This is a genomic window from Methylocystis sp. Uni0008 (genome assembly GCF_056838045.1).
In genome coordinates, this window is record NZ_CM166370.1 from 2,856,461 (window position 1) to 2,880,573 (window position 24,113).

The 24,113-nt window shown below is 59.2% G+C and carries 23 protein-coding genes, 1 tRNA gene and 1 pseudogene; 12 read left to right on the plus strand and 13 right to left on the minus strand.

The genetic code is table 11. The annotated features are described in order from the left end of the window. The first annotated feature begins 21 nt into the window (after positions 1 to 21). From AC0X69_RS14310 to AC0X69_RS14335, 6 genes and pseudogenes are all read left to right on the plus strand, one after another. Complete coding sequence (locus AC0X69_RS14310; RefSeq protein WP_482608457.1) at positions 22 to 2,844, plus strand: hypothetical protein; 2,823 nt, start codon at positions 22 to 24, stop codon at positions 2,842 to 2,844. Positions 2,845 to 3,042: 198 nt separating this feature from the next. Continuing rightward, positions 3,043 to 4,899, plus strand: a complete 1,857-nt coding sequence (locus tag AC0X69_RS14315) for a hypothetical protein (RefSeq protein WP_482608458.1) — start codon at positions 3,043 to 3,045, stop codon at positions 4,897 to 4,899. A 40-nt stretch (positions 4,900 to 4,939) separates the two neighbouring features. Continuing rightward, positions 4,940 to 5,662 carry a hypothetical protein gene (locus AC0X69_RS14320; protein ID WP_482608459.1) on the plus strand — a complete coding sequence of 241 codons (723 nt, stop codon included), beginning with the start codon at positions 4,940 to 4,942 and terminating at the stop codon, positions 5,660 to 5,662. A 183-nt stretch (positions 5,663 to 5,845) separates the two neighbouring features. Then, positions 5,846 to 5,998: pseudogene (locus AC0X69_RS14325) on the plus strand (IS256 family transposase); the annotation flags it as partial. 970 nt (positions 5,999 to 6,968) lie between these two features. Continuing rightward, a complete protein-coding gene (locus tag AC0X69_RS14330; RefSeq protein WP_482613408.1) occupies positions 6,969 to 7,904 on the plus strand; it encodes a M64 family metallopeptidase in 936 nt (311 codons plus the stop codon). Between the two features lie 12 nt (positions 7,905 to 7,916). Then, positions 7,917 to 8,456, plus strand: a complete 540-nt coding sequence (locus tag AC0X69_RS14335) for a hypothetical protein (RefSeq protein WP_482608460.1) — start codon at positions 7,917 to 7,919, stop codon at positions 8,454 to 8,456. 275 nt (positions 8,457 to 8,731) lie between these two features. Here AC0X69_RS14335 and AC0X69_RS14340 read toward each other — a convergent pair whose 3' ends face one another. The 4 genes from AC0X69_RS14340 to tnpA form a co-directional block, all read right to left on the minus strand. After that, the gene (locus AC0X69_RS14340) at positions 8,732 to 9,016 is read right to left on the minus strand and encodes a hypothetical protein (protein WP_482608461.1); all 285 of its coding nucleotides are present in this window, start codon (positions 9,014 to 9,016) and stop codon (positions 8,732 to 8,734) included. Beyond that, entirely contained in the window at positions 8,968 to 10,572 is a 1,605-nt protein-coding gene (gene tnpC / locus AC0X69_RS14345; RefSeq protein ID WP_482608462.1) for an IS66 family transposase, read from the minus strand. The genes AC0X69_RS14340 and tnpC overlap by 49 nt, the downstream gene beginning before the upstream one ends. Before the next feature lie 72 nt (positions 10,573 to 10,644). Continuing rightward, positions 10,645 to 10,992 carry an IS66 family insertion sequence element accessory protein TnpB gene (tnpB, locus tag AC0X69_RS14350; RefSeq protein WP_482608463.1) on the minus strand — a complete coding sequence of 116 codons (348 nt, stop codon included), beginning with the start codon at positions 10,990 to 10,992 and terminating at the stop codon, positions 10,645 to 10,647. Then, positions 10,989 to 11,360 carry an IS66-like element accessory protein TnpA gene (gene tnpA / locus AC0X69_RS14355; RefSeq protein WP_482608464.1) on the minus strand — a complete coding sequence of 124 codons (372 nt, stop codon included), beginning with the start codon at positions 11,358 to 11,360 and terminating at the stop codon, positions 10,989 to 10,991. Before tnpA ends, tnpB begins: the two co-directional genes overlap by 4 nt. An 8-nt stretch (positions 11,361 to 11,368) precedes the next feature. Between tnpA and AC0X69_RS14360 the strand changes: the two genes are divergently transcribed. Next, complete coding sequence (locus tag AC0X69_RS14360; protein ID WP_482608465.1) at positions 11,369 to 11,731, plus strand: hypothetical protein; 363 nt, start codon at positions 11,369 to 11,371, stop codon at positions 11,729 to 11,731. A 557-nt stretch (positions 11,732 to 12,288) separates the two neighbouring features. Here the strand turns inward: AC0X69_RS14360 and AC0X69_RS14365 are convergent. Together AC0X69_RS14365 and AC0X69_RS14370 are read right to left on the minus strand one after the other, a co-directional pair. Then, on the minus strand, positions 12,289 to 13,620 hold the full coding sequence (locus tag AC0X69_RS14365; protein ID WP_482608466.1) for a hypothetical protein: 1,332 nt from the start codon (positions 13,618 to 13,620) through the stop codon (positions 12,289 to 12,291). A 309-nt stretch (positions 13,621 to 13,929) separates the two neighbouring features. Continuing rightward, a complete protein-coding gene (locus AC0X69_RS14370) occupies positions 13,930 to 15,273 on the minus strand; it encodes an IS1380 family transposase (RefSeq protein WP_482608467.1) in 1,344 nt (447 codons plus the stop codon). 181 nt (positions 15,274 to 15,454) lie between these two features. Between AC0X69_RS14370 and AC0X69_RS14375 the strand changes: the two genes are divergently transcribed. Next, positions 15,455 to 15,646, plus strand: coding sequence for a hypothetical protein (locus AC0X69_RS14375; RefSeq protein WP_482608468.1), 192 nt, complete (start codon positions 15,455 to 15,457; stop codon positions 15,644 to 15,646). Between the two features lie 119 nt (positions 15,647 to 15,765). On the opposite strand, the gene AC0X69_RS14380 is transcribed toward AC0X69_RS14375, so the two are convergent. Next, complete coding sequence (locus AC0X69_RS14380; RefSeq protein WP_482608469.1) at positions 15,766 to 16,452, minus strand: SOS response-associated peptidase; 687 nt, start codon at positions 16,450 to 16,452, stop codon at positions 15,766 to 15,768. A gap of 83 nt (positions 16,453 to 16,535) precedes the next feature. Here AC0X69_RS14380 and AC0X69_RS14385 point away from each other — a divergent pair, with 83 nt between their 5' ends. Both AC0X69_RS14385 and AC0X69_RS14390 read left to right on the plus strand, forming a co-directional pair. Then, positions 16,536 to 17,003, plus strand: coding sequence for a hypothetical protein (locus tag AC0X69_RS14385; protein WP_482608470.1), 468 nt, complete (start codon positions 16,536 to 16,538; stop codon positions 17,001 to 17,003). A 64-nt stretch (positions 17,004 to 17,067) separates the two neighbouring features. After that, the gene (locus AC0X69_RS14390; protein WP_482608471.1) at positions 17,068 to 17,631 is read left to right on the plus strand and encodes a hypothetical protein; all 564 of its coding nucleotides are present in this window, start codon (positions 17,068 to 17,070) and stop codon (positions 17,629 to 17,631) included. Positions 17,632 to 18,383: 752 nt separating this feature from the next. Here the strand turns inward: AC0X69_RS14390 and AC0X69_RS14395 are convergent. The 5 genes from AC0X69_RS14395 to AC0X69_RS14415 all read right to left on the minus strand — a co-directional run bounded on the left by AC0X69_RS14395 (position 18,384) and on the right by AC0X69_RS14415 (position 21,441). Continuing rightward, positions 18,384 to 18,459: transfer RNA gene (locus tag AC0X69_RS14395), tRNA-Lys, on the minus strand. 140 nt (positions 18,460 to 18,599) lie between these two features. Beyond that, positions 18,600 to 18,836 (minus strand): DUF1467 family protein, encoded by a 237-nt coding sequence (locus AC0X69_RS14400; RefSeq protein ID WP_482608472.1) that lies wholly within the window; start codon positions 18,834 to 18,836, stop codon positions 18,600 to 18,602. Then, positions 18,836 to 19,240, minus strand: coding sequence for a methylmalonyl-CoA epimerase (gene mce / locus AC0X69_RS14405; RefSeq protein WP_482608473.1), 405 nt, complete (start codon positions 19,238 to 19,240; stop codon positions 18,836 to 18,838). Before mce ends, AC0X69_RS14400 begins: the two co-directional genes overlap by 1 nt. A 55-nt stretch (positions 19,241 to 19,295) precedes the next feature. Further along, complete coding sequence (locus AC0X69_RS14410) at positions 19,296 to 20,609, minus strand: winged helix-turn-helix domain-containing protein (protein ID WP_482608474.1); 1,314 nt, start codon at positions 20,607 to 20,609, stop codon at positions 19,296 to 19,298. Positions 20,610 to 20,862: 253 nt separating this feature from the next. Further along, positions 20,863 to 21,441 (minus strand): hypothetical protein, encoded by a 579-nt coding sequence (locus AC0X69_RS14415; RefSeq protein ID WP_482608475.1) that lies wholly within the window; start codon positions 21,439 to 21,441, stop codon positions 20,863 to 20,865. A 273-nt stretch (positions 21,442 to 21,714) separates the two neighbouring features. Between AC0X69_RS14415 and AC0X69_RS14420 the strand changes: the two genes are divergently transcribed. After that, on the plus strand, positions 21,715 to 22,062 hold the full coding sequence (locus tag AC0X69_RS14420) for a hypothetical protein (protein ID WP_482608476.1): 348 nt from the start codon (positions 21,715 to 21,717) through the stop codon (positions 22,060 to 22,062). A gap of 31 nt (positions 22,063 to 22,093) precedes the next feature. Beyond that, complete coding sequence (locus tag AC0X69_RS14425) at positions 22,094 to 22,669, plus strand: NnrU family protein (RefSeq protein WP_482608477.1); 576 nt, start codon at positions 22,094 to 22,096, stop codon at positions 22,667 to 22,669. On the opposite strand, the gene chrA is transcribed toward AC0X69_RS14425, so the two are convergent. Next, positions 22,670 to 24,007 carry a chromate efflux transporter gene (chrA, locus tag AC0X69_RS14430; RefSeq protein WP_482613409.1) on the minus strand — a complete coding sequence of 446 codons (1,338 nt, stop codon included), beginning with the start codon at positions 24,005 to 24,007 and terminating at the stop codon, positions 22,670 to 22,672. Positions 24,008 to 24,113 lie beyond the last annotated feature (106 nt).

The following is a 24,113-nucleotide window of genomic DNA, read 5'->3' on the forward strand; positions in this document are numbered from 1 at the left end:
TTTGCCTAAAGATATCCGCACATGGAAGAGCTTTTTCGATTCTCAATTCTTAGGCCGGCCACCCGGTCGCAAGCGAACGCCGTTCCACTCGGCAGACCCGCTGATGTTACGGTGAGAACCTTCGGCTTCCCGGATTTCCAGCAAGGCCTGCGCGATAAGGTTCAGTCCCTTGTGCAAGCGGATGCAAGCCCCGCCGTCATATGGCGGGAGCTTGAGAATGGCGAGAATGGCGCGATCACCTTTGTGCTCAACCATGCCGAAAGCGTCTTGACCAATGAGCTTTGGACGCGCCTGCAGAGTTTCTTGGAAAATTTGCGGCAAAGGATTGAAGATTGGTCGTCGACCTCGATCATAGATGTCATGGATTTTACCGAAGCTTTTGCAGAAATGAGAAGCCAGCCCACCTTGGCCGCTTATCGAAATGCTTTGGCGGATCTCTTTATCGCCTTCATGATTATACGGCGTGGGGGCACTTCGAATCTTGATGCGACTATACGAACTCGAAATTTATGGCACGTCGCAGAGCTGCTGAGCGACAAGCCAACGCTGGCCGAGGTGGGCGACCGCATCAAAGCAATAGATTTGATCGAGGCCGGGCCCGAAGCGCTTGCGCCGCCATCGGAGGCAAACACGCCCGCGCCATCCAAGGCCGCAGTGCTGGCGGCGTTCGAGCTTGCCCTAAACAAGACCCTGCTGCTTCCGCCGGCCTTGTTTTCTCCATTCCGGAAACCCGTTCACGGGGTGGGGCTTCGAGACTTCTTTGTCGTCAGGCAGCATATCCGTCGCTATGAGTTGGCCGAGATCGCAAGAATCGAGAACATTCTTCGAGGTGAAACGCGACTCCATACACAAAAGCACACGCTCTCAAACGAAAGAGAAACATTTTTCGAGACGGAGAAAGCGACTCAAAAAGACACCGAGCTCACTTCTACCGACCACATCGACATCAAGAACGAGACGCAAAATCAAATAAAGGAAGACACGAAGGTCGATGCGGGCGTTCATGCTCAATATGATGGCGGCTCGTTCGATTTGCAGGCGGATCTTTCCGTCTCCTATGCGAGGTCAACCGACGAAACGAAAAAGCATGCGTCTAACATCGCCAAGGACGTCACTCAGAAAGCGGTGAACAAGGTCACGGAGAAGGTGACCCAAAGGCAAATCACGAAGATCATAGAAACGTTCGAGGAAGTAGAGAGTCAATCGTTCAAAACCGAGGCCGGCGCGAACGTGAGCGGGCTGTACCAGTGGGTGCAAAAAATCTATCTGGCGCAAGTATTCAGCTTGGGTCCGCACCTTCTTTTCGATGTGATGGTGCCGGAGCCAGGGGCATCGCTGCTTGCTCTCGCGACGCCGGATCAAAAACCTCCGGCTCCGCCATATCCGCTCGGAACCATCCTTACCGATGAGAATAGCCACAAGCCCATCTTGGACGAGGACGGTCACCTCCAACTCGGTAAGCCGTTGATGCCAGACCAGTTGCTGGATAGGCCGCCAACCGACGAAGAAAAAGAAAAGGGAAAGTTCTACTACGGCGATTGGATCGCAAAATTCCATGTGTCAGGCGTGGAGCCGCCGCCGCCGGAGACAATAACTGTCGCGAAGGGTTTTTCGAGCGCCGCGACGGCCGAGAACGTCAATTTTGGCGATAACCTCAATCTGGAGGACGGCTTTGCGGCTTTCACGTTCAGTCTGGCATTGGCCTGGCGCACAAGCAGCGGCCATGAAGGCGACAGCAGATTCACTGCGATTGTCGGGCCGATACAATTGTCCTGGGGGCAGAGTGGTGCCGACTACCAACCCCGTGCTAGAGAGCGGAACTACGATGGCGTTCTACGGGACGTACCACTCAAGAGCGTCAATGGTTCTGTCATCACTTTCGAGGAACGAGCGATCGGCATTGGCGTACAAGTGATCCATGCGGAAATCGCGACTATGAACGTCGAGGTACTGTGCAAACGCACGCCCGAGCTTTTCGCCAAGTGGCAGCTTGACACTTACGGGAAAATCGCAGCCGCGTGGCAGAAACTGCAAGATGACTATGAAAGCTTGCGGGCAAATTTCGCGATGCAGAAGAAGGAAATTGTCGGCCCGCTGGGCGCCGCCGACCAGGACACCAACCGTCAAACGGAGCGAATGGAGCTCAAGCGTTCCTGCATCGCGATACTCGATAATGCCAATGAAACGGTGCGAGGCATGCCCCCGAAAATCGCGATGCAAGATTGGCCCGGCATGATCTTGGGTGCCCCCCCGGGTTTTGGTGAACCGGCGCTGCCCGAGCCGACCCTGCCGTCAGATCTGAATCCGCCGGGTGAAACGAGCCAACAGCTCGGCGCGAGTGTCCGCTGGTTCGAACAAGCCTTTGAATGGGAGAACATTGCCTATGTTCTCTACCCCTATTTCTGGGGCCGACGGCAAACCTGGATTCAGCGTTTAAATCTGAAAAACGATGATCCGCTCTTCTTGAAGTTTCTTCAGGCTGGATACGCCCGCGTCGTCATTCCGGTTCGCCGCGGCTTTGAGACGGCGATGCTGTTTTACCTAAATACCGGTTTGCCATGGTTGGGAGGCGAGCTTCCGCCGATTGGCGACAACACTCAAAATCCGCTTTATCTCGACATTGCGGAAGAAATCAAAGCGCTGACCGGCGGTGGCGAAATAGGCGAGCCCAAGAAAGGCGAGCAGCCATGGGAGTACAAATTGCCCACCGGCCTTATCAAATTGAGCGCAGAAGATTCTCTGCCCCAATGGCACCGCGTCGCTCCTACCGTTAAGAAACCTGACCCGTTCGCGTCTGACGCGCCCGACGGGCCTTGGACCTGGAAGGAGGGACCGCCCGCGTGAACGCGTGCGCGCAGCCGGTGGTGAATTCGGACCGAGCTCAACCTCTCGCTAAGTCGAGTAGCAAAGGTGATGTGATCGGCTCCCAATCACAAACTGCTCGACGAGAACTTGCTGCCTGTCTGGGGCTGCGGGCGAATTTAGCGAGTCGCCGCAGGATGTCTGGACCTGGACTGAGGACGAGTCACCGGAGTCCTGCGCATGGGCGACCTGTCAACTCATAAACGGCTCTTCGAAACAGTAGTACGCCCCGTGCTCATGGGCCCGGAGATGGGCCTCTCAGGGTCGCAGGCGCAATGCTTCGAGTTGGGCAACTGGCTGCGCGACGTGTCGCAATTTCGTGATCCGTATTCGTTTCAGCTCAAGAAGATCGAGATATACCGCACTGAAAGTAATTTGTTACTTGTGGCACGTGACGTATTAAACGAAACCTTCGGTCCGCATTTCTCCTACGACAAGGATCCGTCCCTTGTCGCTGGCGCGTTCGGGGAATGGTTCCGCAACATGCTCCGCGCGCTCGGCATGGCCACGTTTTGTATCCGGCTGCCTGTAGTGGAACTCCTCTCTCCAGTTCCGGTCCATTTCGCTATCCCAGAAGCCGACTTTTTGCGTCTGTTCGAAGTTCACTTCACTCAATATTTCCCGCACGAGCATCTCGATTTCCCGCCCACAGGCAATCCGCGGCTGCTTGGTGATTGGTCAAGGGCTAGCGACCGCACCCAGGGCGCGGGCGGCCCCCGGCGGCGAATGCTCGCCTATCTAGACGATTTTATTGACTATATCTCCGCTCAATTCTTGGACGCCGAGATAGAGCTGCGATCATTACTGTCCCAGCGGCCAAACCGCGCCAACAAGATCGATCCGATCTCGTGGAACAAGGCGTTACAGGAATCGCTTGTTCGACTTGGCAAGGCGAGCCACGCCGTGGAAGATTTTTACTACCATTCCAACTTCGTTGAACTGGCCTTCCTGTGGGCGGCGGGTAGAGACGAGATTGAGCTGCCGGCCTTCTACTTTGTAAAGGGAGTGGGCGACCTCAAAGAAAAATATAAGCGCAGAATGTTCCGCCGCACCCGCGCACCCCGTCTGACCACAACGAAGGAAGGCACCTCCGTGCTTGACACCGAGGGGTCCGACTTCGCTCGGAACATATTCACCGGCATGTTCGGGGGCGATAATGTCCTGTACACCTTGGGCGACGCGTTCGACAGCCTCGTCTCTTGGTTGGGAGAGGACACCCTTAAGGATGTCCTTGAGAGAGTGGACTTGACGCTGTTCTATTATCTGCTGGACCCGGACCGGCGCAAGGAGCTGGTGACGAATGGCGTCATCGACAAAGCCAAGATCAATGAAAAAAACTTGCAACACTTCCAGGAGTTGAAGGACGGGAAACCCGTAAGGAAGGCCAGAGACTTCGCCGAGACAAGCGGGCTCGGTTCACCGTTTGTCGCGTCGGTCAAGATGGCGACCCAGATCGATTATGACATGATGGCCAAGTCAAGGTTGCGCGGTGTGCTCAAGGATTACTGCATCGGTTACGTGCTGCTGACGTTGGCAGCCAATGTACAAGCAGCCGCTGCAAACAGCCTCGGGGTCATCGACACGATGGATAGCAAGCCCAGGGGCGAATACTACCTTGCCTCCGATAACACCGCCAGCGCGGAGAACGTCGGCAGCCACACGCTCATGGCGAAAGACAGCAAGCAGAAGCTACCTCTTCGCAAAGAGGGGGACAGCTTCGCTCATCATGCTGTAGGAATTGTGATAAAGCTTTTAGCAAGCAGGGTCGCCTCTTCCACTAAGCATCAGGATTGCGTCGATTGGGGCGACTTCCTGCGCCGCTTGCTCTGCCATCCGGTGCAGGCGCCGGGCGACTGGGCGAAGAAGCGATTGACTGAAACTCCTGTATCGCCTGCGGTGTTCAAACCGAATTTCATCGACCGCAAGGTAGCAGACAAAGCGCGCCGCGACGGCTTCAAACAGACCGCTATATTTAGTGAATTTTACCACAAGCTCTACAACGATGCTGCGGCTGAATGGCTTAAGACTGTTCAGTAGCGTTCCCGGTCGCTCCATACCATCACTTTCGGAGGTTCCGATGGCCGCCTGGAGACATATTCGCGATTGGACCGATAAATTATACGAAGTCGAATATAGAAAATTTGTTCAGGACAGGGCGGCAACCTTTGAAGGCCGAACGGAGGACTGTGCGGACATATCCGTGCTGCTCTTGATTGAATTCGCTTCGGGTAAGGGGCTGCCGCTCACGTTTTACGACAATGAAGGCAAGCGCTACATTTCCAAGGCCGAAGGGCAAAGCCCGAGTGGGCTAAAAAGCTGGAAAACCAAAGATCAGTATATAAAGGCAGTAAAAGACCGTATTGGCGCAAAGAGCTTGTTCAATCAGAATATGGAGCCTAACCCTCGCGGGCCAGAGCCGGGAGATCTCATGATCAAAACGGACCATGCTGCCCTTGTTTTTCGCGTTTTCCCATCGGGGCAGCCTCACCCGCTTGCCGCTCAATGGGGCGTCCCGCCTACCGGCATCCCAAGCTTCCCCGGAGCAGCACAGGCTGCGATGCAGCTGAACCAAACGAAGTACTTCCGAAATTACCCTGGTGGCCCTGTATCGTCTCCGTCTCCGCATTTCGATTATCTGAACCATCGGGGAGAAGGGATGCCTAAGAAGGAAAAGGCGGAGCTTATATTTTTCGCGGATGCGCAAAGCATGCGTAGGGATGGGTTCGAATTCCGCAAATACCGCAAGTTTGTTAGGGACAACTGGGAGCACTGGGATGGCAAGGGCGAGCCACCGCCATAGGGGGCCAACGGCCGGCGCGCTGTAGGCGCTTAGTGACCGATTGAAAATGGTTGCGGCAGAGGTGAGGGGCGTGATTCTCATGTCCTTTTTCAATCACTTGGCCACGATGAGTCGTTCCGCGGCGGCGGTTGAAGTCATTTGGCTGCGCATCGCCGGAGGCGGAAACTTTGAGATGAGGCGCAAAAAAGCCTCGACGTCCGTTTGCCCTCTCTTTATCTGCGCGGAATTTCGACCGGCGACTTTCAGGCAGTCCTGACGTCGTTGCTCGGCAAGGACACGCGCAATCTATCGCCGGCCGTGATCCCGCGATTGAAGAGCGAGTGGGAAGACTATTACACCTGAAATTCAACCGCAATCGTGGACGCCCCTTCGATAACCCTACTCGATCGAAGCTCCTGTGTTATTCTCGCCCTGCGGTTAGTAAAACGCGAGAGCGGAGAGGCACATGACAACCACGCCTGGCGTAGCCATGCTTGACCGCAAAGTATTTGCCGTTCGTTCAGCCGATCCCTATCGTAATCTTTTCGAGCGCTGGTGGACGGGTGAGGAATGGCTTTGGGTTGATCACGGCCGCCCGCAGGGCAAGCCCGTAACAGGCACCCCGGGTGCTGCGATGCTCGACGAAAAACTCTTCGTTATCGTCGATGATGGCAGCCTTTGGGAGCGCCACTGGCGAGGCGGTGCCTGGGCTTGGGAAGAGCACGGACGTCCCGCTAATCGTCGCATTCGCTATGGCCCATCAGCGGCCATGATGAATGAGAAGCTATTCGTCGTCGATGAGGACGGTTCATTGTGGGAACGTCATTGGCGCGCCGATCTTGGCCGCTGGGCCTGGTTCGAACATGGGCGGCCAGAGAATCGCCGATTGATCACCGCTCCTGGTGCCGCCATCAACGATGAAAAGCTGTTCATCGTGGCCGAAAATGGCAACCTGTGGGAGCGTCACTGGCGGCCCGATCTGAACCGCTGGGCTTGGTTCGACCATCAGCGCCCCGATGGGAGGGCGATAGCGCATGCGCCGGGCTCGGCGATGCTCAATGAGAAGTTTTTCGTGGTCACCGGGTCTGGAGAACTCTATGAACGCCATTGGCGCGCGGACCTTGGCCGCTGGGCCTGGAACGCGCATGGCCAGCCGTCGGGGGTCAACCTAGTCAGCTCACCTGGCGCGATGAACGACAAGCGCCTCTTTGTCACCGGATCGGACGGTGGGCTTCACGAACGACGCTGGGATGGCGCGCGATGGATATGGGTCGACCATGGCAGGCCAGACGGGGCATCGATCAACACGAGTCCCGACGGCGCAATGATGGGAGCCAAGTTGTTCGTGGGAGGCAGCAACAATCACCTCTACGAACGGTTTTTCAATGGTCGCGACTGGCAGTGGGTGGACCATGGCGTGCCCATCGAGGACACCCGCTCAACCGTCTTGGCGGGCGCGCGCAGCCAACATGTCATCGCGGTGATCGGCGATGGATACGATGAATCTAATATCAATGACTATCGCGACTATGTAGAGCGCGAGATCGTTAACGGGGTCTTTGGCCGCGATCTGTTTCGCGAACTTCGCGACTTGTTCACCGTCCATCGCGTCGATGTGTTCTCGATCGACGGCTCAGCTTCAACACGCAGCTACAATGAGCAGGGAACACCGAATAATTCGGCCGACGATACAGTCAATTCAGAAATCCTTCGAGATACGCGATTGGGTTGCATCAGCACCGGATCCTGGTCGCACTGCTGGGTCGAGATCGACCCAAACTTCAACGTGCTGCGCAATCGAATTCTCGACCGGTTCGCGCCCGACTGGAATTTTGCTGTCATTATCGTCAACGATGGGCAGTGGGGCGGATGTCGGCGCGGCAACACGCAATGGGTGACCCGCGGTGGTGGTGGCTGGGCAACACTCGCGCATGAATACGGGCACCAGATCGGCAACCTTAGCGATGAATACATGCGCACAGGCAATGCGTTTCCGGGCGGTCCATTCCCTTCGATCAACTGCTCGGTTTCGCCGGCTCGCGGCGATTTGCCGTGGGCGGATCTCGTCGCTCTAACCACCCCGCTGCCGACCGATAAAAACAATCTACCCGCGGGCTGGGAAGCGACCGATGCCGGGGCGTTCGAAGGCTGCGGCACGTTTGACACTGGGCTGTTTCGGCCAACCACGCGCTGCCGCATGGACGATAATCCCCAGCCCTTCTGTCCGGTCTGCGAACGTGCGATGCGCGCTGCCATTAGCTGAGGGATCCGGAGAATGAAGACCAAGAAGCCACCGGGAGGAAAGCCGGACAACGAGCCACCGCGTGAAGCGCCTACCGTCTTAACGCGCCCCGCGGATGAACCGATTCCGCACCTGCGCGCGCGCCTCGTTTTCGATCGCAGTGGCGTTCACCTTGATCGTGTGATTTTGATCGACAAGCGGATCGATCGTAGAGATCTGGTCATCGGCGAGTGGATCTTCGACGTAAGCGCCCATGGCCACAGGCTTGCGTTAGTCAGTACAACAGATCCGCTGCAGCTTGTCGCAAATGGTCGACCGATGGTAGCCGACCATTTTTACGACCGGGCCGATGAGGGTGACGTCAACGTCGATATCCCGCTCTTGGAGCACGTGGAAGTCGATGCAATCACAATTCGGGTGATCCGACTCGAAGAGCCAATTCGGTCGAAGACCGAATTGGCTCGACGGCTCGACGCCAACGAGATCAAGACCCGCCCCTACAGGGAAATTCGCCTCTCGCGCACTCGATCTGAGGAAGGACCCAGCAATCAATCGGGTAAGACCCGCGAGTAGGCCCTTGAAGGGATGGCGTTGGCATCGCTTCTTTCAACAAGCTGCTCGTCCTTAAACTCGCTCGCTGCGAATATGTCGTCGCCCGCTCATCATCGGGACGGGCAAGACCCACGTTTTGTCTGGCGCTCCGTCTCGCCGACTGTCGGTCTTGTCGGTAGTTATGAGGTAGTTTGCACCGAAACCGTAGCCGACATGCCAGAATAAGACATTTGCGTGCCCGAGAGGATTCGAAGTATGCATCCGGCGTGGGCCGCAGGGGCTGATCTCGCGCTGCGTCAGGCGTCCGCGCTCGATTTCAAGTCCTTGTGGATTTCGATGAGTTCGACGAGAGTTTCGATGCCGAAGTCGGTGAATGCGAGAACGCCGTCGTCTCCGATGCCGTAGACCCAGATGACGCCGTCCTCGGCATCCATTTCGAGAGCGACGTCGTGGATGAAGTCGACGCTCTCACCGAGACGTGCGGCGACGCGCTGGACGGTCGTGACGTGATCGACCTTGTTGACGTGCAGGCTCAGGCCGCCAGCGCTGATGCCCGCTGAGCCGGCGGGCGCCAGTTCCACGGAAGAAGTTCATCAAGCCGGTGCGCGGGATGGGCGGCGATGCGCGCGAGGACATCGGCGAGCCATGCCTGCGGATCAACGCCATTCATCTTCGCCGTCACGATGAGGCCGTACATGGCCGCGGCGCGCTGTCCGCCGCGATCCGATCCACAGAACAACCACGACTTTCTTCCCAAAGCGATGCCGCGCAATCCGCGCTCGGCGGCATTGTTGGACATGCAGACGCGCCCATCGTCGAGGAACAGCGTGAAGGCCGCCCAGCGCTTCAGCATGTAGTTGATCGCCTTGGCCAGATCATGCCCGCGCGAGAGCCGGGCAAGCTGTTCGCGCATATAGGTCTCGAGTGCGTCGACAAGAGGGCGGCTCGAGGCATGTCGAACCGCAACGCGCTCCTGAGGGCTCCTGCCGTTGATCGCCCGCTCGATCGCAAACAGCGCGTCGATGCGACGAACAACCTCGATCGCGATCGGCGAGAGCGGTATCTCCTTCTTGCCGGAAGCCTTGCGACGCGCATTCTCCTCGAGATCAGCCATGGCGAAGAACGGTCGGCGTGCGTGAACCCAACAGGCCGCCTCCTGGATCGGACCCGGTTTGCGGTCCGCCAGATAAAGCTTGTTGTAGCCGTCATAGGCGTCGGCCTGCAGGATGCCGGCATAGCCCGCCAGATGGGTTTGCGGATGTTCGCCCTTCCGATCGCGCGAGTAGTAGAAGATCGCGGCCGGCGGCCCGGCGCCGCCGAACGGTCTGTCATCGCGAACATAAACCCAGCAACGCCCGGTGTCGGTCTTGCCCTTCGCCAGCACCGGCACTGTGGTGTCGTCCCCGTGCAACCGTTCGGCGGCCATTACATGGGCCTCGATGAGGCGACGGAGGGGATCGAGCGCCACGCAGACGGCGCCAACCGCGTCGGCCATTGTCGACAGCGCGATCGGCGCGCCCTCCAGCGCATAGCGCTCCGCCTGGCGGTTCAGCGGCTGGTGCTGTCCGAACTTCTCGAACACGATCATCGCCAGCAGGCTCGGCCCCGCCCACGCCCGCGGCACCGGATGGAACGGCGCCGGCGTCTGCGTGATCTTCTCGCAGTCCCGGCACGAGAACTTCTCCCGCACAGTCTCGATCACTTTCCATTGACGCGGGGTCGTCTCCAGCGTCCGCGTCACATCCTCGCCGAGCTTGCGCAAACGCGCGCCCCCACAGCATGCGCACGCGGTCGGCGCCTCGATCACGACGCGCTCGCGCGGCAAATGCTCGGGGAATGTGTTGCGCTCCGGCCGCTTGCGCGTGAACCCCGCGACGGTGGTCGTTTTGGCGACAGCGCGCTCCGCGGCGAGTTCGTCTTCCGTCGCGCTCGTTTCCAGCTCTTCGAGTTCGAGAGACAACTGATCGAGCAGCCTCGCCGAGCGCTCCGACTTCTGCCCGTAGATCTGGCGCTGCAATTTGGCGATCTGGAGCTTTTGCGCAGCGATCAGCGCCATGTCTTCCGACGCCTTCGCCCGCGCGACGGCGAGTTCCGCCTTCAGCGCGGCGTTTTCATCGAGAAGAGCGGCGGCGTCCATGACCTGAAGTGAATCACGAATCCAGCGATTCGAGGCGCCCCTAAATACCCCCGTCCCCGGATTTTTCGCGCCTCACCCCGCGCTTTGCGGCCTGTAGGTGAGTTGCGGATTTCGCCAGTCGATTCCTTCCAACATATAGGCCATCTGCCCGGCCGAGATTGACACCGCGCCCGCGCTCGCCGAGGGCCAGATGAACTTTCCGCGGTCGAGCCGCTTGGCGTAGAGCGATAGTCCGATCCCGTCATGCCAGAGGATTTTGGCGAGATCGCCGCGGCGCCCGCGGAAGATATAGAGATCGCCAGCATGCGGGTCGCGCTTCAACTGCTCTTGCACCTGAAGGGCAAGACCATGCATGCCGCGCCGCATGTCGGTATGGCCGGTCGCGATCCAGACCCGGCAGCCCGCCGGCAGCGGGATCACCGCCGCAACGCCTTCACGACCCGCGACAGCGCGGCCGTCTCGACATCGGCCCACACGATGATCCGATCCCCCTCGGCGAGCACGATCTCCATCTGGCCGGTCGACCCTGGAGCGGAATATTCCGACGTCGCGTCCGGCGTGATCGTTACGGGCAGGATCGGTGCGCGTTCCTGCGGCGTGGCCAGCTCGACGCCAAACTGCCGACGCCAGGTGAAGAGCTGGTTCGTGTTGAGGTCGTGCCGTCGCGCAACCTCGGCGATCGAAGCTCCATCCTCGAGGCTCTCGTCGACGATCCGGCGCTTCTCATCGAGAGACCAGGACCGGCGCCTGCGCCGGAAAGCCGGCGCATCGGCATCGTTACGCGACATCGGCGATAGTGTCCGCTTGTAATAGTAGTGGACACGATCGTCGCGCCACCCGTCACGCAGCTATCGCAAAAACCGCAATCAACGCCAGGCGGCCCACCACGGAGGGATACGATTCGAACCTCTGGCTTTCCAATGTTCTTGCCATCGCCTTGCACGACTCAGGCAAGCCTTGTGAAGCGCGCGACATTCTGAAATCGGCGCTCGCTCGACGCACTTGTGACCGCGTCATTCTGATGGCGCTCGCATCCTACGAGGCCAAAACGGGCGACTTGAAATCCGCAGCATCGGGGGCGGAATTGCTGAATGAACTCGAGCCCGGCAGCAACGAAATCCGTGAGTTCACGTCGGCCCTGAAAAATTTGGCCAAATAGAGCGGCGCTGCGTTCTTGCTCTCTATGTGATCGGTATTATCGTCCATGATGCGCGGCGCGGAGCGCAGTCGCCCATTTGCCTGACGCCTTCGCAAGGCATCTTTAACTGGACGATGCGCGCCGCGATTCTGACCCAAACCACTGAACAAATTAGGCATTTGGGTATCGGTGGGTAAGAAATTTTTTGATGTCTCGGAAATGGAAATGATTTCAAATGTCTAAGCGGCTAGTTGGATTCCGCCCCTGGCCACCAGAAAACAAGCTAATATCAAGCATTTGCGAACGCACCTTCACCGGTGATGTTGGCTGAAGTTTTCCAGATTCAAGGAAAACAACGCTCAAAGGTATTGAATTTCCAAGCGAGACATAGCGAAAACGCATCGCTTGCTCTTGTGCTGTGCTCCGGCAAGTGGGCAGGGCGGTCGTGTTTCTCCGCAACCATCCTCAGCGGCAGGCATGCCCGCTTTTGACCCTTAAGCGACCTTCGCGATCGGCTAGCCCTCCTCAAAATCACACGCGATTTGTGCACTATCTTCCGCACGAAAGCGCCGTAGTGTCTAGCGCGGACCGCAAGTTGACCCCGATCGAAATCGGTGTCGCGGTAAATCAAGCTCCTCTCGCAATGCCCAAATCGGGCCGTCGGGGCACTTATCTGCGCCAGGGTCAAGCTTCCAATAAGTGGTGTGAAAGAAGAACCAGTGAGGAGCGCACGCTTTCAGAGGAATGTCGCGAATCCCATTGCCGAATAAATGCCGGAGAGGGCCGCCGATGACGTCGCCTTTCAGCCACAAGCTGGTCGGAAAATAGAGGTTCGTCCACCGGGTCAGCGCAAAGCACGCTGCATGATGTGGAACTCGGACATAGCGTGTATCCCCGCGCGGCGAGGAATATTTAATTTCGTAGGAAAATGTTTTCCTGCCGGCGTCGTTATCCCACTCCATCGTGGGCGGGCAGATTGGCAGTTCACGCTGACCTATCCTTTTCTCAAAGGTATGGTCGGGGTCAGCCAATAACAGCGCGCCGTAAGTAAGCGGGCTTCCAAGCGTGATAAAGTCCGTGACTAGCCACGGACATCCGAGACGGCGCTGCTCGACCCATAAATTCAGGCTATGTTTTCTCCACTCATCGCGGTCTTCCTTCGTTGGAGATGTGCTCTGCTGGAGCTTTTCCGCAAAACGCTCGGCGTTTTCGATTTCGAATTGCTTGGGCGCGTCGTAATCGAAATGACTATAGCGCTGCCAAGCATGAGTAATGATGTCGTATCCGATGACGCTGCCGAGACTATGGCCAACAATGACGATCCTATCGTAGTCATTTGAATCATGAAGTTTGTTTAAGAGCGCGACGCCGGCGCTGCGGATGAGTCGGCGCGTCTCGACGTTTCTTGGACTCGGATCGAGATATGTCGCGACGTCGCCGACTGTGGCGCGTATGCTGTACAATAGGATACCCAACGTGCCCAACACAATAGAAACAATTTTTCCATCAAAATCTAAGTGTTTCGATGCTATGACTACGATGAGGGCTATCGCAACTAAAACCAGAACCGGGCGCCAATGTCTAAATAATATTGCCAATATTAGCTTGTGTCGCGCAATAGCCTTTAGCCAGTTAAATATTCCCCACCAGCTGGCAACCGGCATAAGGTGCGCCCAATATAGTTCGTAGAAATGAGTCGCTGGAGACGCAGGGCTGGCTGGGGTCGTAAGGCGACGCAATTCAAATGTGTCAGCAAAGGGATCTGGCTTGCTGTAGTAGGGTGGGTCGCTCTTATTAACGAGCACGGCATCGACAAAATCGCGCAGAGTGCCCATCGGTCTCTGCTCACCGATTCCATGAATTATAACGACGGCTTGTTTTCCACGTGTCAAAACAGCTTCGGCGCTCATGCTAAGATTCCTTAGAGTAAATGTTCTTCACCAATAGGGCTCGGGTTTTCCGTCGGAGTCGATCGTTCGCTATGAACGAATTCCAAGATCTTACTAGCGTTGTAAGTTGCTGCTTATAGCCACGCTTGCGCATATTAACCCGTCCTATTCAGCCAGCCGACGGTCTTTCCCGAGTTTTTTCCGCGGTATGATCGCGGACGCGCGTCCGCTTTGCGGTTGATCGCTGAGTAATTTCTACACTTTTGGAACGCGTTGGAGTTGAAAGGACGGGCTCTCTGGGGCTTGCGGACGCGGTCTCTGCCCCGTCGTTCACGGTCCTGCCGGCTGTAACGCGCTGGCCAGACGTCGGAATAGCTCGGCTTGTGGGCAGGCGCTTGCGAGCGCAAGCCTGATGCGGCTTGCGGTCTCGACAATGCGCGCGCCGATCTTGAGCAGCTTCTCGCGCAAGGTGGCAAATTCGGCGACGGCGAGCGGATGGGGTTTTGGAATGGCGTCGCGCAGTTCGAGCATCAGCCAATAGGCGGCTGTATGCAGGAAGAGCCGCATCTGATTGGCGAGCGGCGCCCGACAGGAGGTGCGATCCGACGCCAGCTGGCTCTTGTGCAATTTGATCAGATTTTCCATCTGGCCGCGCGCGCAATAGAGCGCGTCGTAGACATGCTCGGGCGAGCCATTTGCAATGCTGGTGACGACATAGCGAATATCGAGCCCCATTTCCGTCGCTTCGATGCGGGCGCAGACGCGGCGCTCAGCCCGCCAAGATTTGGCGGCGTAGTTCGTTTGCGCGTAGCCGCGCAGGACAAGTATCTGTTCCAATGCGCGACGGGTGCGGATGTCGTCGGCCTTTTCTTCGACGGCGGCGGCGAGAAGCTTATTGCCGGACAGGCCGAAAACATAATCGAGGCCATTGTCCTCACACCAATCCATCACCTCGCGGCGGCCATAGTGGCCGTCGCCCCGAATGGTGATCTTGGTCGTCGGCCAATGCGCGCGGATGCGGCGGACGATCCGGCGCAAATGACAGCGCACTTCCTTGCCGGTCGGCGTCTTTCCCGGACGTAGAATGATGGCGACAGGGCGTCCGGTCACGGTGTCGTAAATATGGATCGGCAGGAAGCAGCGCTCATCGTAATGCGCATTGAACAGCGACAGTTGCTGATGTCCATGCACGACGTCGCAGGTGTCGTCGATATCGAGCGTGACGGCTTTCGGAGGCGCAGCGTAGCTGGCGCAATAAAGATCGATCAGCACGCCGCCAAGCTTCACGATTTCGCGCAAAGTCGGCGCATTCTCCCAACGCGACATGGTCGGCTGCGAGCACAAATCGTTCCCTGTATCGGGCAAGCGCCCGCAGGCGATCTTGAAGGCCGGGTCCTTGCGTAGATGATCGAGATCGTCCGCATCCTCGTAACCGCAAGCGATAGCGAGAATGCGCGCACGAAAAATGGTGGCGAGCGAATGGGTGATCAACAAAGGATTACGCGGATCGGCAATAACGGCGGCGAGCTTGTCCGCCAGCCCCAGACGACGTTCGGCTTGCCCCAGCAACATCACGCCGGCGTCCGAGGTGATGCGTCCGCCGTCGAATGCGGCGGTGATCTTCTTGCGGCCAACGGCTGGAAACGAAAATGGCAGGGGGGTATCTTCGGTCATGGCGCGCGTGGCGTCGATGCGATAGCGTGAATGATCGGCTTAGACAACCGATCCATACACTAAATCAACATTTTACGCTACGCTCGCCAGCCCAAAATTACCCCATCGCTGAATAAGGTGGGTTAAATACAACTCACATATCAGTTTCGCAATCTTAAACAGGAAAGGCACACAATCCACTATGAGCGATAAGACCACCGATAAGCGCGTCAAGTATGGTTTCGGCGAGTTCAATCAGGGAGACGCGTGGCGCTACTACAATGTTCCGCTGGAGCGCATCCGAAGCGCAGCCCAAATGTTCGGCCAGCGCCACGGCATGAGGTTCCGGGTCCGGCAGAGCGCAAAAGCGGTGCTGGTGGAGCGGCTCGCGTAAAGACCTCCAAAGCTGGAGACTATCAACGAGCCCGAACCACGCGTCCGGGCTCTTCGTTGTGTGCGCCTACGATAGACAAGCCGCCTTAGATAGCGCGCGGCCAAGGTCTGCAAATGGCGCTAAGCAGACTCCGACGCATCAATCCGTTCAGGCTCGATCAGCGCCGGATCGTCATCGCCCACGCCCGAGCGGTTCACGCGCGGCGAGACGATCCATTCTTGCAAGGCGTCCGCAGGAGGCGCGCGCAGCAATGCGCCGGGATCGCCACCCGCCATCCAGACGCGGACATCGCGCCAATCGAGAATGACCGGCATTCGATCGTGAAAGGGCGACATCCATTCGTTGGCAGCGCCGACGATGATCGTCGCCGAGTCAACCCGCGCGTCGCTTTCAGGATCGCGCCACGTCTCCCACAGCCCGGCGAACGCCAGCGGCTCGCCGGTCGGGGAGGAAAAATAGTGCGGCGTCTTTGCGCCCTTCGCGCCGGTCCATTCATAGAAGCCCGACGCGGGAATGATGCAGCGGCGCGATTTGAACGCCGAGCGGTACATCGGCTTGTCGGCGACCGTTTCGGCGCGGGCGTTAAAGGTCGCCGGAAGCTCGCCGAGCGGCTTTTTCCACCATGATGGCAGAAGCCCCCAGCGCATCGGAACAAGCTCGTTGCCGCCCGCCGCAGGGCGGATTACCTCAATTCTGGTCGTCGGCGCGATGTTGTAACGAGGCGCGAGATTGCGCGGCTGACCGATTGGGTCGGCGAGCCGGTGAAGCTCCTCCCAACTCAGATGCTGCGTGAAGCGTCCGCACATCGTGTGAGCGTAGCGAATGTTTTTCGCAGCCGCCAGCTGTCTACGTTCAGTGCATATTGCGAGCGCTGGTAATTTCGGAGACGATGGGCAATTCGACAGGTCGCTGGATTGTTCATGAGGAACGTATGCGAATGCTTCCTACCGCGATTGTTATGATTTTTTTGGCGCAATCAAATTCCTATGCTCAAGAAATTGTCGCAAAATGTTCACTGATTGTAGATGGTCAAGAAGTCTGGAATGGAAAATGTTGCATCACTGCGAGCGCGACGCCTTGGGAGATGTCCGCTAACTTGCATGCGGAAAGTTGGCAAGCTTGCTTATACAGGAAGAAGCACCCGGAGAATGAGCGCCTGCCTACCTACAAGCAGAAATGCCTAGGACCTTGGATAAACATATGGGAGGACCGCGAGCAAAAACCGAAAGGAAACAACTATTCGGCCTATTGGAGCGTTGAAGGCGCCTGCCACGGCGGGGAAACCTATCCAGCGAAGAAGGCGGGGAATGTCTATCAGGGGGATAAATTCATTTTCCAGTGGCGCGAGTTAAATTAGTCTCGCCGAACTGCGCGAATGACACGTCAGTAAAGGCCATGTAGCCGCAGGCGATGACGTTTGAGTGCTCGAAGGCGATGAGGGAGTAACATTGTCGGAAGGAAATAAATCGAAAAAAACGTGTTTCGTTGTTGGCCCAATTGGAGAAGCTGATTCTGATACACGTCAACATGCAGACTGGTTTTTGCACGAAATTATCGAACATGTGTTCAGCGAATTCGATGAATTTTTGGTCATCCGCGCCGACACGATGTCGCAGCCCGGACTTATCACATCCCAGCTTATCAATCATCTAATGGATGCGGAACTTGTTATTGCAGACATGAGTTATATGAATCCGAACGCCTTTTACGAAATAGGTATTAGACACATGGCTCAAAAGCCAATTATACACGCATATTTGCGCGGAACAGAAATACCCTTCGACGTAAAGCCCTACCGTGCGATTGAGTTTTCGTATTCAAAGCCTCATGAGCTAAAGGCTGCTAGAAAGAGTCTCAAGGAAGCGCTGACGGCAACAATTGCTTCCGATTATGTCGTTGAAAATCCGGTTACGGCGGCGAGAGGAAAAATTCAACTTGAAAAGCACGCGACCGCCAGAAATAAAATTAATATGGAACCGTCTTGAAAAGATACAAAACCAACTTGATGCAACCTTTCAAACGGCGGTTTCAGGTGAATCTTTAGAAGAAGTTCAGTATCAGTATGTTTTCAAAACGAAGACCAATATGGTGCTAACTAATCAAACGATGAGACAGGTGCTTGGACGTTTAGACCGATTTTTGCGCACGAAGCTTCACGGGAATCGGTTTCGTTTCGAATTGAATGGGAATTGGATGACCCTTCGAACAGAAGAAAAATTGGACGAAGAGGTAGTCAACGAAATTCGTAATTTCATGCACGACCTGATTGGGAAAGTCGAATGATGGTTCGCGAGTTCGAGTCCTGCCCGGAGGCGGGCGAACTCGGCGCTTCGCAAACACTCTATGCCCACGACCGATACGGCGGCCAGTCCGGCATCAGACGTCGCGCGAGCTGCACGCGGAGCAGACGAAGCGCCGCGACGGCGCAAGCGCGATGAATGGCGTCTCAGGGGGCGCGCGCATGGCGTCGAAGGGGTTTCGGCCATGATTCGTGCACCCCAGCCCCGTGCACCAGACCCATGCGCCAACGACGCCCTCGGCGCGAAGATCGGCAATGCTTGGCGGGGTGTGTGCTGCATGGCGCCAAGGATATCGCCGGGCGATTCGTCGGGCGAGCGCCTTCACGCTTCGAAAAAGGGAGTGCGTCTGTCGCACAAGCGCCCACCTCAGCGCCCACCTTCTGCAAAATTAATTTGCAGGCAGGACGGGCACATCTGTCGTAACTTTTTGATTTTCCTGGTGAGCGCGCTGGGGCTCGAACCCAGGACCCCCTGATTAAAAGTCAGGTGCTCTACCGACTGAGCTACGCGCTCGCTCCAGAGGCGGCGGAAGGCGCCGAAGTCGACTGAGCGGGTCGGTCCGTTCGGCCGTGCGGGTTCATGGCTCCGCCCTTCGGGATCAACTACCGGGGGGCGGCGGACCGGTCAACCCCCGGCGGCCGACCGCCCCAGCGTCACTGGGTCAGCTTGGCGAAAAGCGCCAGAAGACCGAAGAGAATCGCCGAGACCACCGTCGTTATGCCCGCCTTTTTCAAGAGATCGGGCGAGGCGGGGGCGCCCCGGTCGGCGCCCTCGGGAAGCTCTTCTTCGGCTTCCTCGGACGAGCGAACGCCGAGCGGCAGCACGGCGAACAGAACGATCCACCAGATCGTCAGGTAGATCGCCGCCGCCAGCGGCAGTGAAAAGGGCATCAGGCCTGCTCGAGTTCAACCAGGGCGCCGCAGAAGTCCTTGGGATGCAGAAACAGCACGGGCTTGCCATGCGCGCCGATCCTTGGCTCCCCGTCGCCGAGCACACGCGCGCCAGAGGCTTTGAGCTGGTCGCGCGCCTCGAGGATGTCTTCGACCTCGTAGCAGATGTGGTGGATGCCGCCGGCTGGATTTTTGGCGACAAAGCCCGCGATGGGGGAGTTTTCCCCGTAAGGCTCGAGCAGCTCGATCTTCGTGTTGGGCAGTTCGACGAAAACCACGGTGACGCCGTGTTCCGCCAGGCTTTCTGGCGCGGAGACTTTCGCTCCAAGGGCGTCGCGATAGACGGCGGAAGCCTTCTCGACGCTATCGACGGCGATAGCGACATGGTTCAGACGGCCGATCATTTTCACCTTCCGGAAGAATGCTGTGCAGCGCCAATAAGCGCTGCTGCGCGCGATTTCAACCGGCGGGTCGCGCCTCGGCCGGCTGCGCGCGGCCGAATCCATCGATCGCGCCGCGCAAGGCGACGAAGCGCGGATCGACGCGGGCGAAGGAGCTCCAGGGGCAGCCCTCGGCAATGCCGCGGCGTATGGCCTCCAGAGCTTCCGCACGCTTCTCGAGAGCGAAATACGCGGCGCCGAGGAAGCAGGGCGGGGCGTAAAGTTCGGCGTCCTCGATGAGCCTGCCGATGAGCGCCTCGGCTTCCTCGGCGCGGCCGGCGCGGGCGAGCGCATAGGCGAGCACGGTCAATTGGAAGGGATCGTCCGCACTCGACGCGACAGCGCGCCGCGCTGCGCTCACCGCCTGTTCGTGAAGTCCCTGCAGGCTGTATGCGATCGACATGACGAGATGCAGCGTGGCGGCGTCCGGCCTCAAATCGAGCCCACCGCGCGCATATCGGCGCGCGCGTTCGAGATCGCCGGCGCAGAGAATGAGCCAGGCCCGCACCGACAGCAGCGCCTGATCATGCGGCGAGTTGGCGAGGCCCTCTTCGCAGTCCGAGAGCCCTTCGTCGAGCCGATCCGCCGCCGCGAGCAGCCAGCTGCGGTAGACGCGCGCCTTGCCATAGAGCGGTTCATCGGCGACCGTCTGATCGAGGAGCGCCAGCCCCTCGCCGGTCTTGCCCCTCATCGCGCCGCGCGCCCAGCCAAGGACGGCCAGCGCCGGCGTGAAGTCGCGCGCGAGCGCGAGCGCCCGGCCGGCGAAGTCTTCGATCATTGTCGCCGCTTCCGCGGGAGGCAGGAATCCGCGCACGACGCGACCGGCGGCGATGTCGGCGGCGAGCGACCAGACCGCCGGGGCGCCGGCGTCGAGCTGCGCGGCCGACGCGATTGCTTGCTGCGCGCGGGCGAAGCCTTCCCGCGTCCGATCGCCGGCAAGCTCATAGGCGGTCTGCCAGAGATCGAGAATATGCGGCTCGGTGGACGGCGCGCGCCGCGCCGGCTCCATGACGCCCTCGTCGACGACCTCGACGGCGGCGCGAAGCGTGAGGCCCCGGCCGTAGGCGGTGGCGATCAGATCCTCGCCGCCGGCTTCGCGCAAAGGCTTTCGCAAAAGATAGGCGCAGCGGTCGATGGAATCGTCGGACGCCGCGCGATCGGGCCAAAGGCGCGCCGCGATGTCGCCTTTGGTGACCAGGGCGCCCGGAGATTCCAGGAGCATTTCAAGGAGTTGGCGCGCCTGCGGCCCCAGGTGAATGCGCTTGCCGTCGCGCTGCAGTCCGCCCTGCGAGCTAAAGCTAAACCCAGAAAATCGCTTGATTAATTCGCCCATGGAGCCCCCTGCCGGCCGCGATGATGGCAAGACAACGCGGCTTCGGCAAGAGGCAGGCGAGGTTAAGTGTTCAAAATTGCATAGTTTTTTTGAACTTCATCCTCCGGGGCGGCGCTCCGAGCCGCGAATAAAAAAACGCCGGACGTACCTCCGGCCCGGCGTTTGAGCATTCCCCACGCAGGCGCGCGGTACGCTCGGCGTCTTCTATGCGCGTTGAAATTGACGGCTGCATGACGAAGGCGGCGTCCTTCGGTCAGGCGCCGCGCGCGCTCCCATCGTCCTTTCCCCAGACGAACAGCACGAGCGCCAGCACGCCCGCCGCGGCGAAAAGAAAGTAGGGCATTCGCGCCGACAGCGGGCGTCCGCCGACGCTGAACGGAAAACGTGACACCCAGTGCTCGCCATTCGGGCCGTCCATCGTGACGATCCCTACGAAAGCGCCGCTCTCGTTGAACACATGTTCGAAGTTCAGCGTGCCCGCGGGATAAACCTTTGGCGGCAGATAGGCCACCGTAACGGCGTCGAGCTTATCCGGCTCTTCATTTTCGCCAACGTCGCGAATGATGCGGAAATCCGTGGACATCCCCCGCATCTCGTCCTGTGCGTAGTCGAGAACAAAAATCGTCTCGCCCGTCGTGGGAATATTATCGCAGAACCTGTTGTGTGACGCCGCGGGCTGATAGCCGGACAGATACATGAAGTCCGGCCCGACCTTCAGCAGGCAGGCGCTTCGCTGGCGCTGCATGGCGCCATGCGCGAGCGCGCTCGACGCCGGCGCGCCGAGGAGCGCCGCGATGGCGAGCGCACAAAGGATATTCAGGCGTTTCGACATGCCGTCCTCCTCACAAGGGCTGGACGACGCGACCTTGCGGGCGCGGCTGCGGGCGGAAAGTCTGAAGCCTATGGCGTGAGCCACGCTCATCGACATCCGCCGCATCAATCCAGCCGCATCCTCTTCAGCTGCGCGAAACTGATGCCTCTGGCGCAGCCTCATTCCATAACCAAGCTTGCGCATCTTTCCTTTCGCAATCAAGACGGTTCATGGCGTCGCGCACGCGCGTGCGATAGGCTGCGTCACGGAAAGAACGCGTCAGGAATGAAAAGGATGCGCCGCATATCGAAATTCCTCGTCTTCGGGCTGCTGCCGCTTCTCAGCGGGCCCTCCCAGGCGACGGATCTCAATGACTACCCGACCTCAGCGCGCGCCGACTATGTCTTCGGCTGCATGAAGGCCAATGGCGATACGCGCCTCTCCCTGGACCAGTGCTCTTGCTCCATAGACGTCATCGCGACCATTCTGCCTTATGAGCGCTACGTCGCCGCGGAAACCGTGGCGAGCGTCAATCAGCAGGCGGGGCAGCTCGGCGCGCTGATGCGCAACACGGATGCGGCGCGCGACGCGCTTCAGGAACTGCGCCGGGCTCAGGCCGAGGCGCAGGTGCGGTGCTTTTAAGAAACGAGTCGATGCAAGCGCTGGAGAGGCCATGCTTATTCTCATTATCGGTATCGTCATTTTTCTTGGGATCCACACCCTCACAGCGTTTCGCGAAACGCGCACAGCCCTGATCGAGCGATACGGTCTGCAGGTCTACAAGGGCGCTTACGGGATCGTCGCTGCGATCGGTCTGGCGCTCATCGTCTACGGCTTCATTCGCTATCGCGCAGAGGGCATGATCCAGATCTGGACGCCGCCGCTGTGGATGCATTATCTCGCGCCGCCGCTCGTCTGGTTCGCTTTTGTCGCCATCGCCGCCCGTCGGGCGCCGCCAGGACGCATCCGTGGCTGGCTGCGCCATCCGATGCTTGTCGCGATCAAAAGCTGGGCGCTGGCGCATCTTCTCGTCAACGGCGATTTGGGCGGCATGATCCTGTTCGGGTCGTTTCTAGCCTGGGCGGTCTTCGACCGCATCGCGGTGAAGAAGCGTGGCGATGAAGGCGCGCCGAGGATCTCCGGATTTACCCGCGGCGACGCGATCGCCATCGGCGTCGGGACGGCGCTCTTCGCCGTCGTGCTCTATCTTCACCCCTGGCTCTTCGGCGTGCCGGCCGTGCCCGCGTAATTACAGAGATTGCAGCGCCAAGCCTGCGATCGCGCAAATCAGCAGAGTCGGCGCGAGGCCGAGTCGGAGCGCAGCGAAGGCGACGACCGACAGCGCCAGCGCCTCGACGTCTAGACTTGTGAGGACGGGCAGTTCGATCGGCAGTCCCGGCGCCGTCCAGAGGTCGTGAAAGAGGAAGCGCAACGCGAAGAATAGCGCGAGATTCGCGATGACCCCGACGACGGCTGCGGAAACCGCCGCGAGCGCGCCCGCGAGCGCGCTGTTGGCGCGCAGCCTTTCGACATAGGGCGCAGCGGCGAAGATCCACAGGAACGACGGCGCGAAGGTGACGTAAGTGGCAAGCAGGCCGCCAAGCACGCCGGCGACGAGCGGCGCAAGAGAGCCCGAATGGCGGTAGGCCGCGACGAAGCCGACGAACTGCACCACCATGATGAGTGGGCCCGGCGTCGTCTCCGCCATGCCGAGGCCATCGAGCATCTCTCTGGCGTCGAGCCAGTGAAAACACTCGACCGCCTGCTGCGCGACATAGGAAAGCGCGGCATAGGCGCCACCGAAGGAGACGATCGCCATTTTGGAAAAGAACATGGCGATGCGCGCGTAGACGTCCTCGACGCCGAACAGCATGACGAGCGCGGCGATCGGCGCGAGCCACTGCGCAAGGAAGAAGGCGGCGACGCGCAGCGCTTGCGGGCCGGAGCGGGGCTCCGCGATAGGCGTCGGGTCGTCCGCTTCGCTTCCGGCGCCGTGTTGGGACGAGAGTCCAAACGCGTGGGCGCGCGCGTCCATGAGCCCCGCGAGACCGGCGACCAGCACGACGAGGGGGAAGGGCGCATTCAGGACGTAGAGCGCCACGAAGGCGGCGAACGCAACCGCCTTTGAGGCGTCGCTCTGCAAGGCGCGCGCGCTGAGGCGCTGAATCGCCTGAACGACGATCGCCAGAACCGCCGCCTTCAATCCGAAGAAGGCGCCCGAGACGGCGCCGACCTCGCCGAACGTCACATAGACGATGCTCAACGCCAGGATGGCGAGCGCGCCGGGCAAGACGAAAAGGCCGCCTGCGACCAGCCCGCCCCATGTCCCGTTCAACAGCCAGCCGACATAGGTTGCGAGCTGCTGCGCCTCCGGACCTGGCAGCAGCATGCAGAAATTAAGCGCATGAAGAAATCGGCGCTCGGAAATCCATTTCTTCTCGTCGACGAGCACGCGATGCATCACCGCGATCTGTCCCGCCGGCCCGCCGAAGCTCAAAAGCGCAACGCGCAGCCAGACCATCGACGCTGCCCGAAGGGAGACGCGCTCGTCGGGGCCGCGAATGTGAGCAGGCGCGTCAGACGGCATGCGGAGCCTTTTGGCGTGAAGTTCGCAATGGCGTTCAGCCTCCGTCGCGAGGATAAGGAGCGCCGTCGCGCGGTACATGCATGCTGATCGATTGCGAGATTTCGCG

Excerpts from the sequence above, each read along its gene's own strand:
- AC0X69_RS14330 (WP_482613408.1), top strand. The coding sequence starts at position 6,969 with ATGGGAGCCAAGTTGTTCGTGGGAGGCAGCAACAATCACCTCTACGAA.
- tnpA (WP_482608464.1), bottom strand. The coding sequence starts at position 11,360 with ATGTCGCGTAACGATGCCGATGCGCCGGCTTTCCGGCGCAGGCGCCGG.
- chrA (WP_482613409.1), bottom strand. The coding sequence starts at position 24,007 with ATGCCGTCTGACGCGCCTGCTCACATTCGCGGCCCCGACGAGCGCGTC.
- AC0X69_RS14380 (WP_482608469.1), bottom strand. The coding sequence starts at position 16,452 with ATGTGCGGACGCTTCACGCAGCATCTGAGTTGGGAGGAGCTTCACCGG.
- AC0X69_RS14420 (WP_482608476.1), top strand. The coding sequence starts at position 21,715 with ATGCGCCGCATATCGAAATTCCTCGTCTTCGGGCTGCTGCCGCTTCTC.
- AC0X69_RS14315 (WP_482608458.1), top strand. The coding sequence starts at position 3,043 with ATGGGCGACCTGTCAACTCATAAACGGCTCTTCGAAACAGTAGTACGC.
- AC0X69_RS14425 (WP_482608477.1), top strand. The coding sequence starts at position 22,094 with ATGCTTATTCTCATTATCGGTATCGTCATTTTTCTTGGGATCCACACC.
- AC0X69_RS14410 (WP_482608474.1), bottom strand. The coding sequence starts at position 20,609 with ATGGGCGAATTAATCAAGCGATTTTCTGGGTTTAGCTTTAGCTCGCAG.
- AC0X69_RS14370 (WP_482608467.1), bottom strand. The coding sequence starts at position 15,273 with ATGACCGAAGATACCCCCCTGCCATTTTCGTTTCCAGCCGTTGGCCGC.
- AC0X69_RS14310 (WP_482608457.1), top strand. The coding sequence starts at position 22 with ATGGAAGAGCTTTTTCGATTCTCAATTCTTAGGCCGGCCACCCGGTCG.
- AC0X69_RS14365 (WP_482608466.1), bottom strand. The coding sequence starts at position 13,620 with ATGAGCGCCGAAGCTGTTTTGACACGTGGAAAACAAGCCGTCGTTATA.
- mce (WP_482608473.1), bottom strand. The coding sequence starts at position 19,240 with ATGATCGGCCGTCTGAACCATGTCGCTATCGCCGTCGATAGCGTCGAG.
- tnpC (WP_482608462.1), bottom strand. The coding sequence starts at position 10,572 with ATGGACGCCGCCGCTCTTCTCGATGAAAACGCCGCGCTGAAGGCGGAA.
- AC0X69_RS14415 (WP_482608475.1), bottom strand. The coding sequence starts at position 21,441 with ATGTCGAAACGCCTGAATATCCTTTGTGCGCTCGCCATCGCGGCGCTC.
- AC0X69_RS14335 (WP_482608460.1), top strand. The coding sequence starts at position 7,917 with ATGAAGACCAAGAAGCCACCGGGAGGAAAGCCGGACAACGAGCCACCG.
- AC0X69_RS14400 (WP_482608472.1), bottom strand. The coding sequence starts at position 18,836 with ATGCCCTTTTCACTGCCGCTGGCGGCGGCGATCTACCTGACGATCTGG.
- AC0X69_RS14320 (WP_482608459.1), top strand. The coding sequence starts at position 4,940 with ATGGCCGCCTGGAGACATATTCGCGATTGGACCGATAAATTATACGAA.
- AC0X69_RS14375 (WP_482608468.1), top strand. The coding sequence starts at position 15,455 with ATGAGCGATAAGACCACCGATAAGCGCGTCAAGTATGGTTTCGGCGAG.
- AC0X69_RS14385 (WP_482608470.1), top strand. The coding sequence starts at position 16,536 with ATGGGCAATTCGACAGGTCGCTGGATTGTTCATGAGGAACGTATGCGA.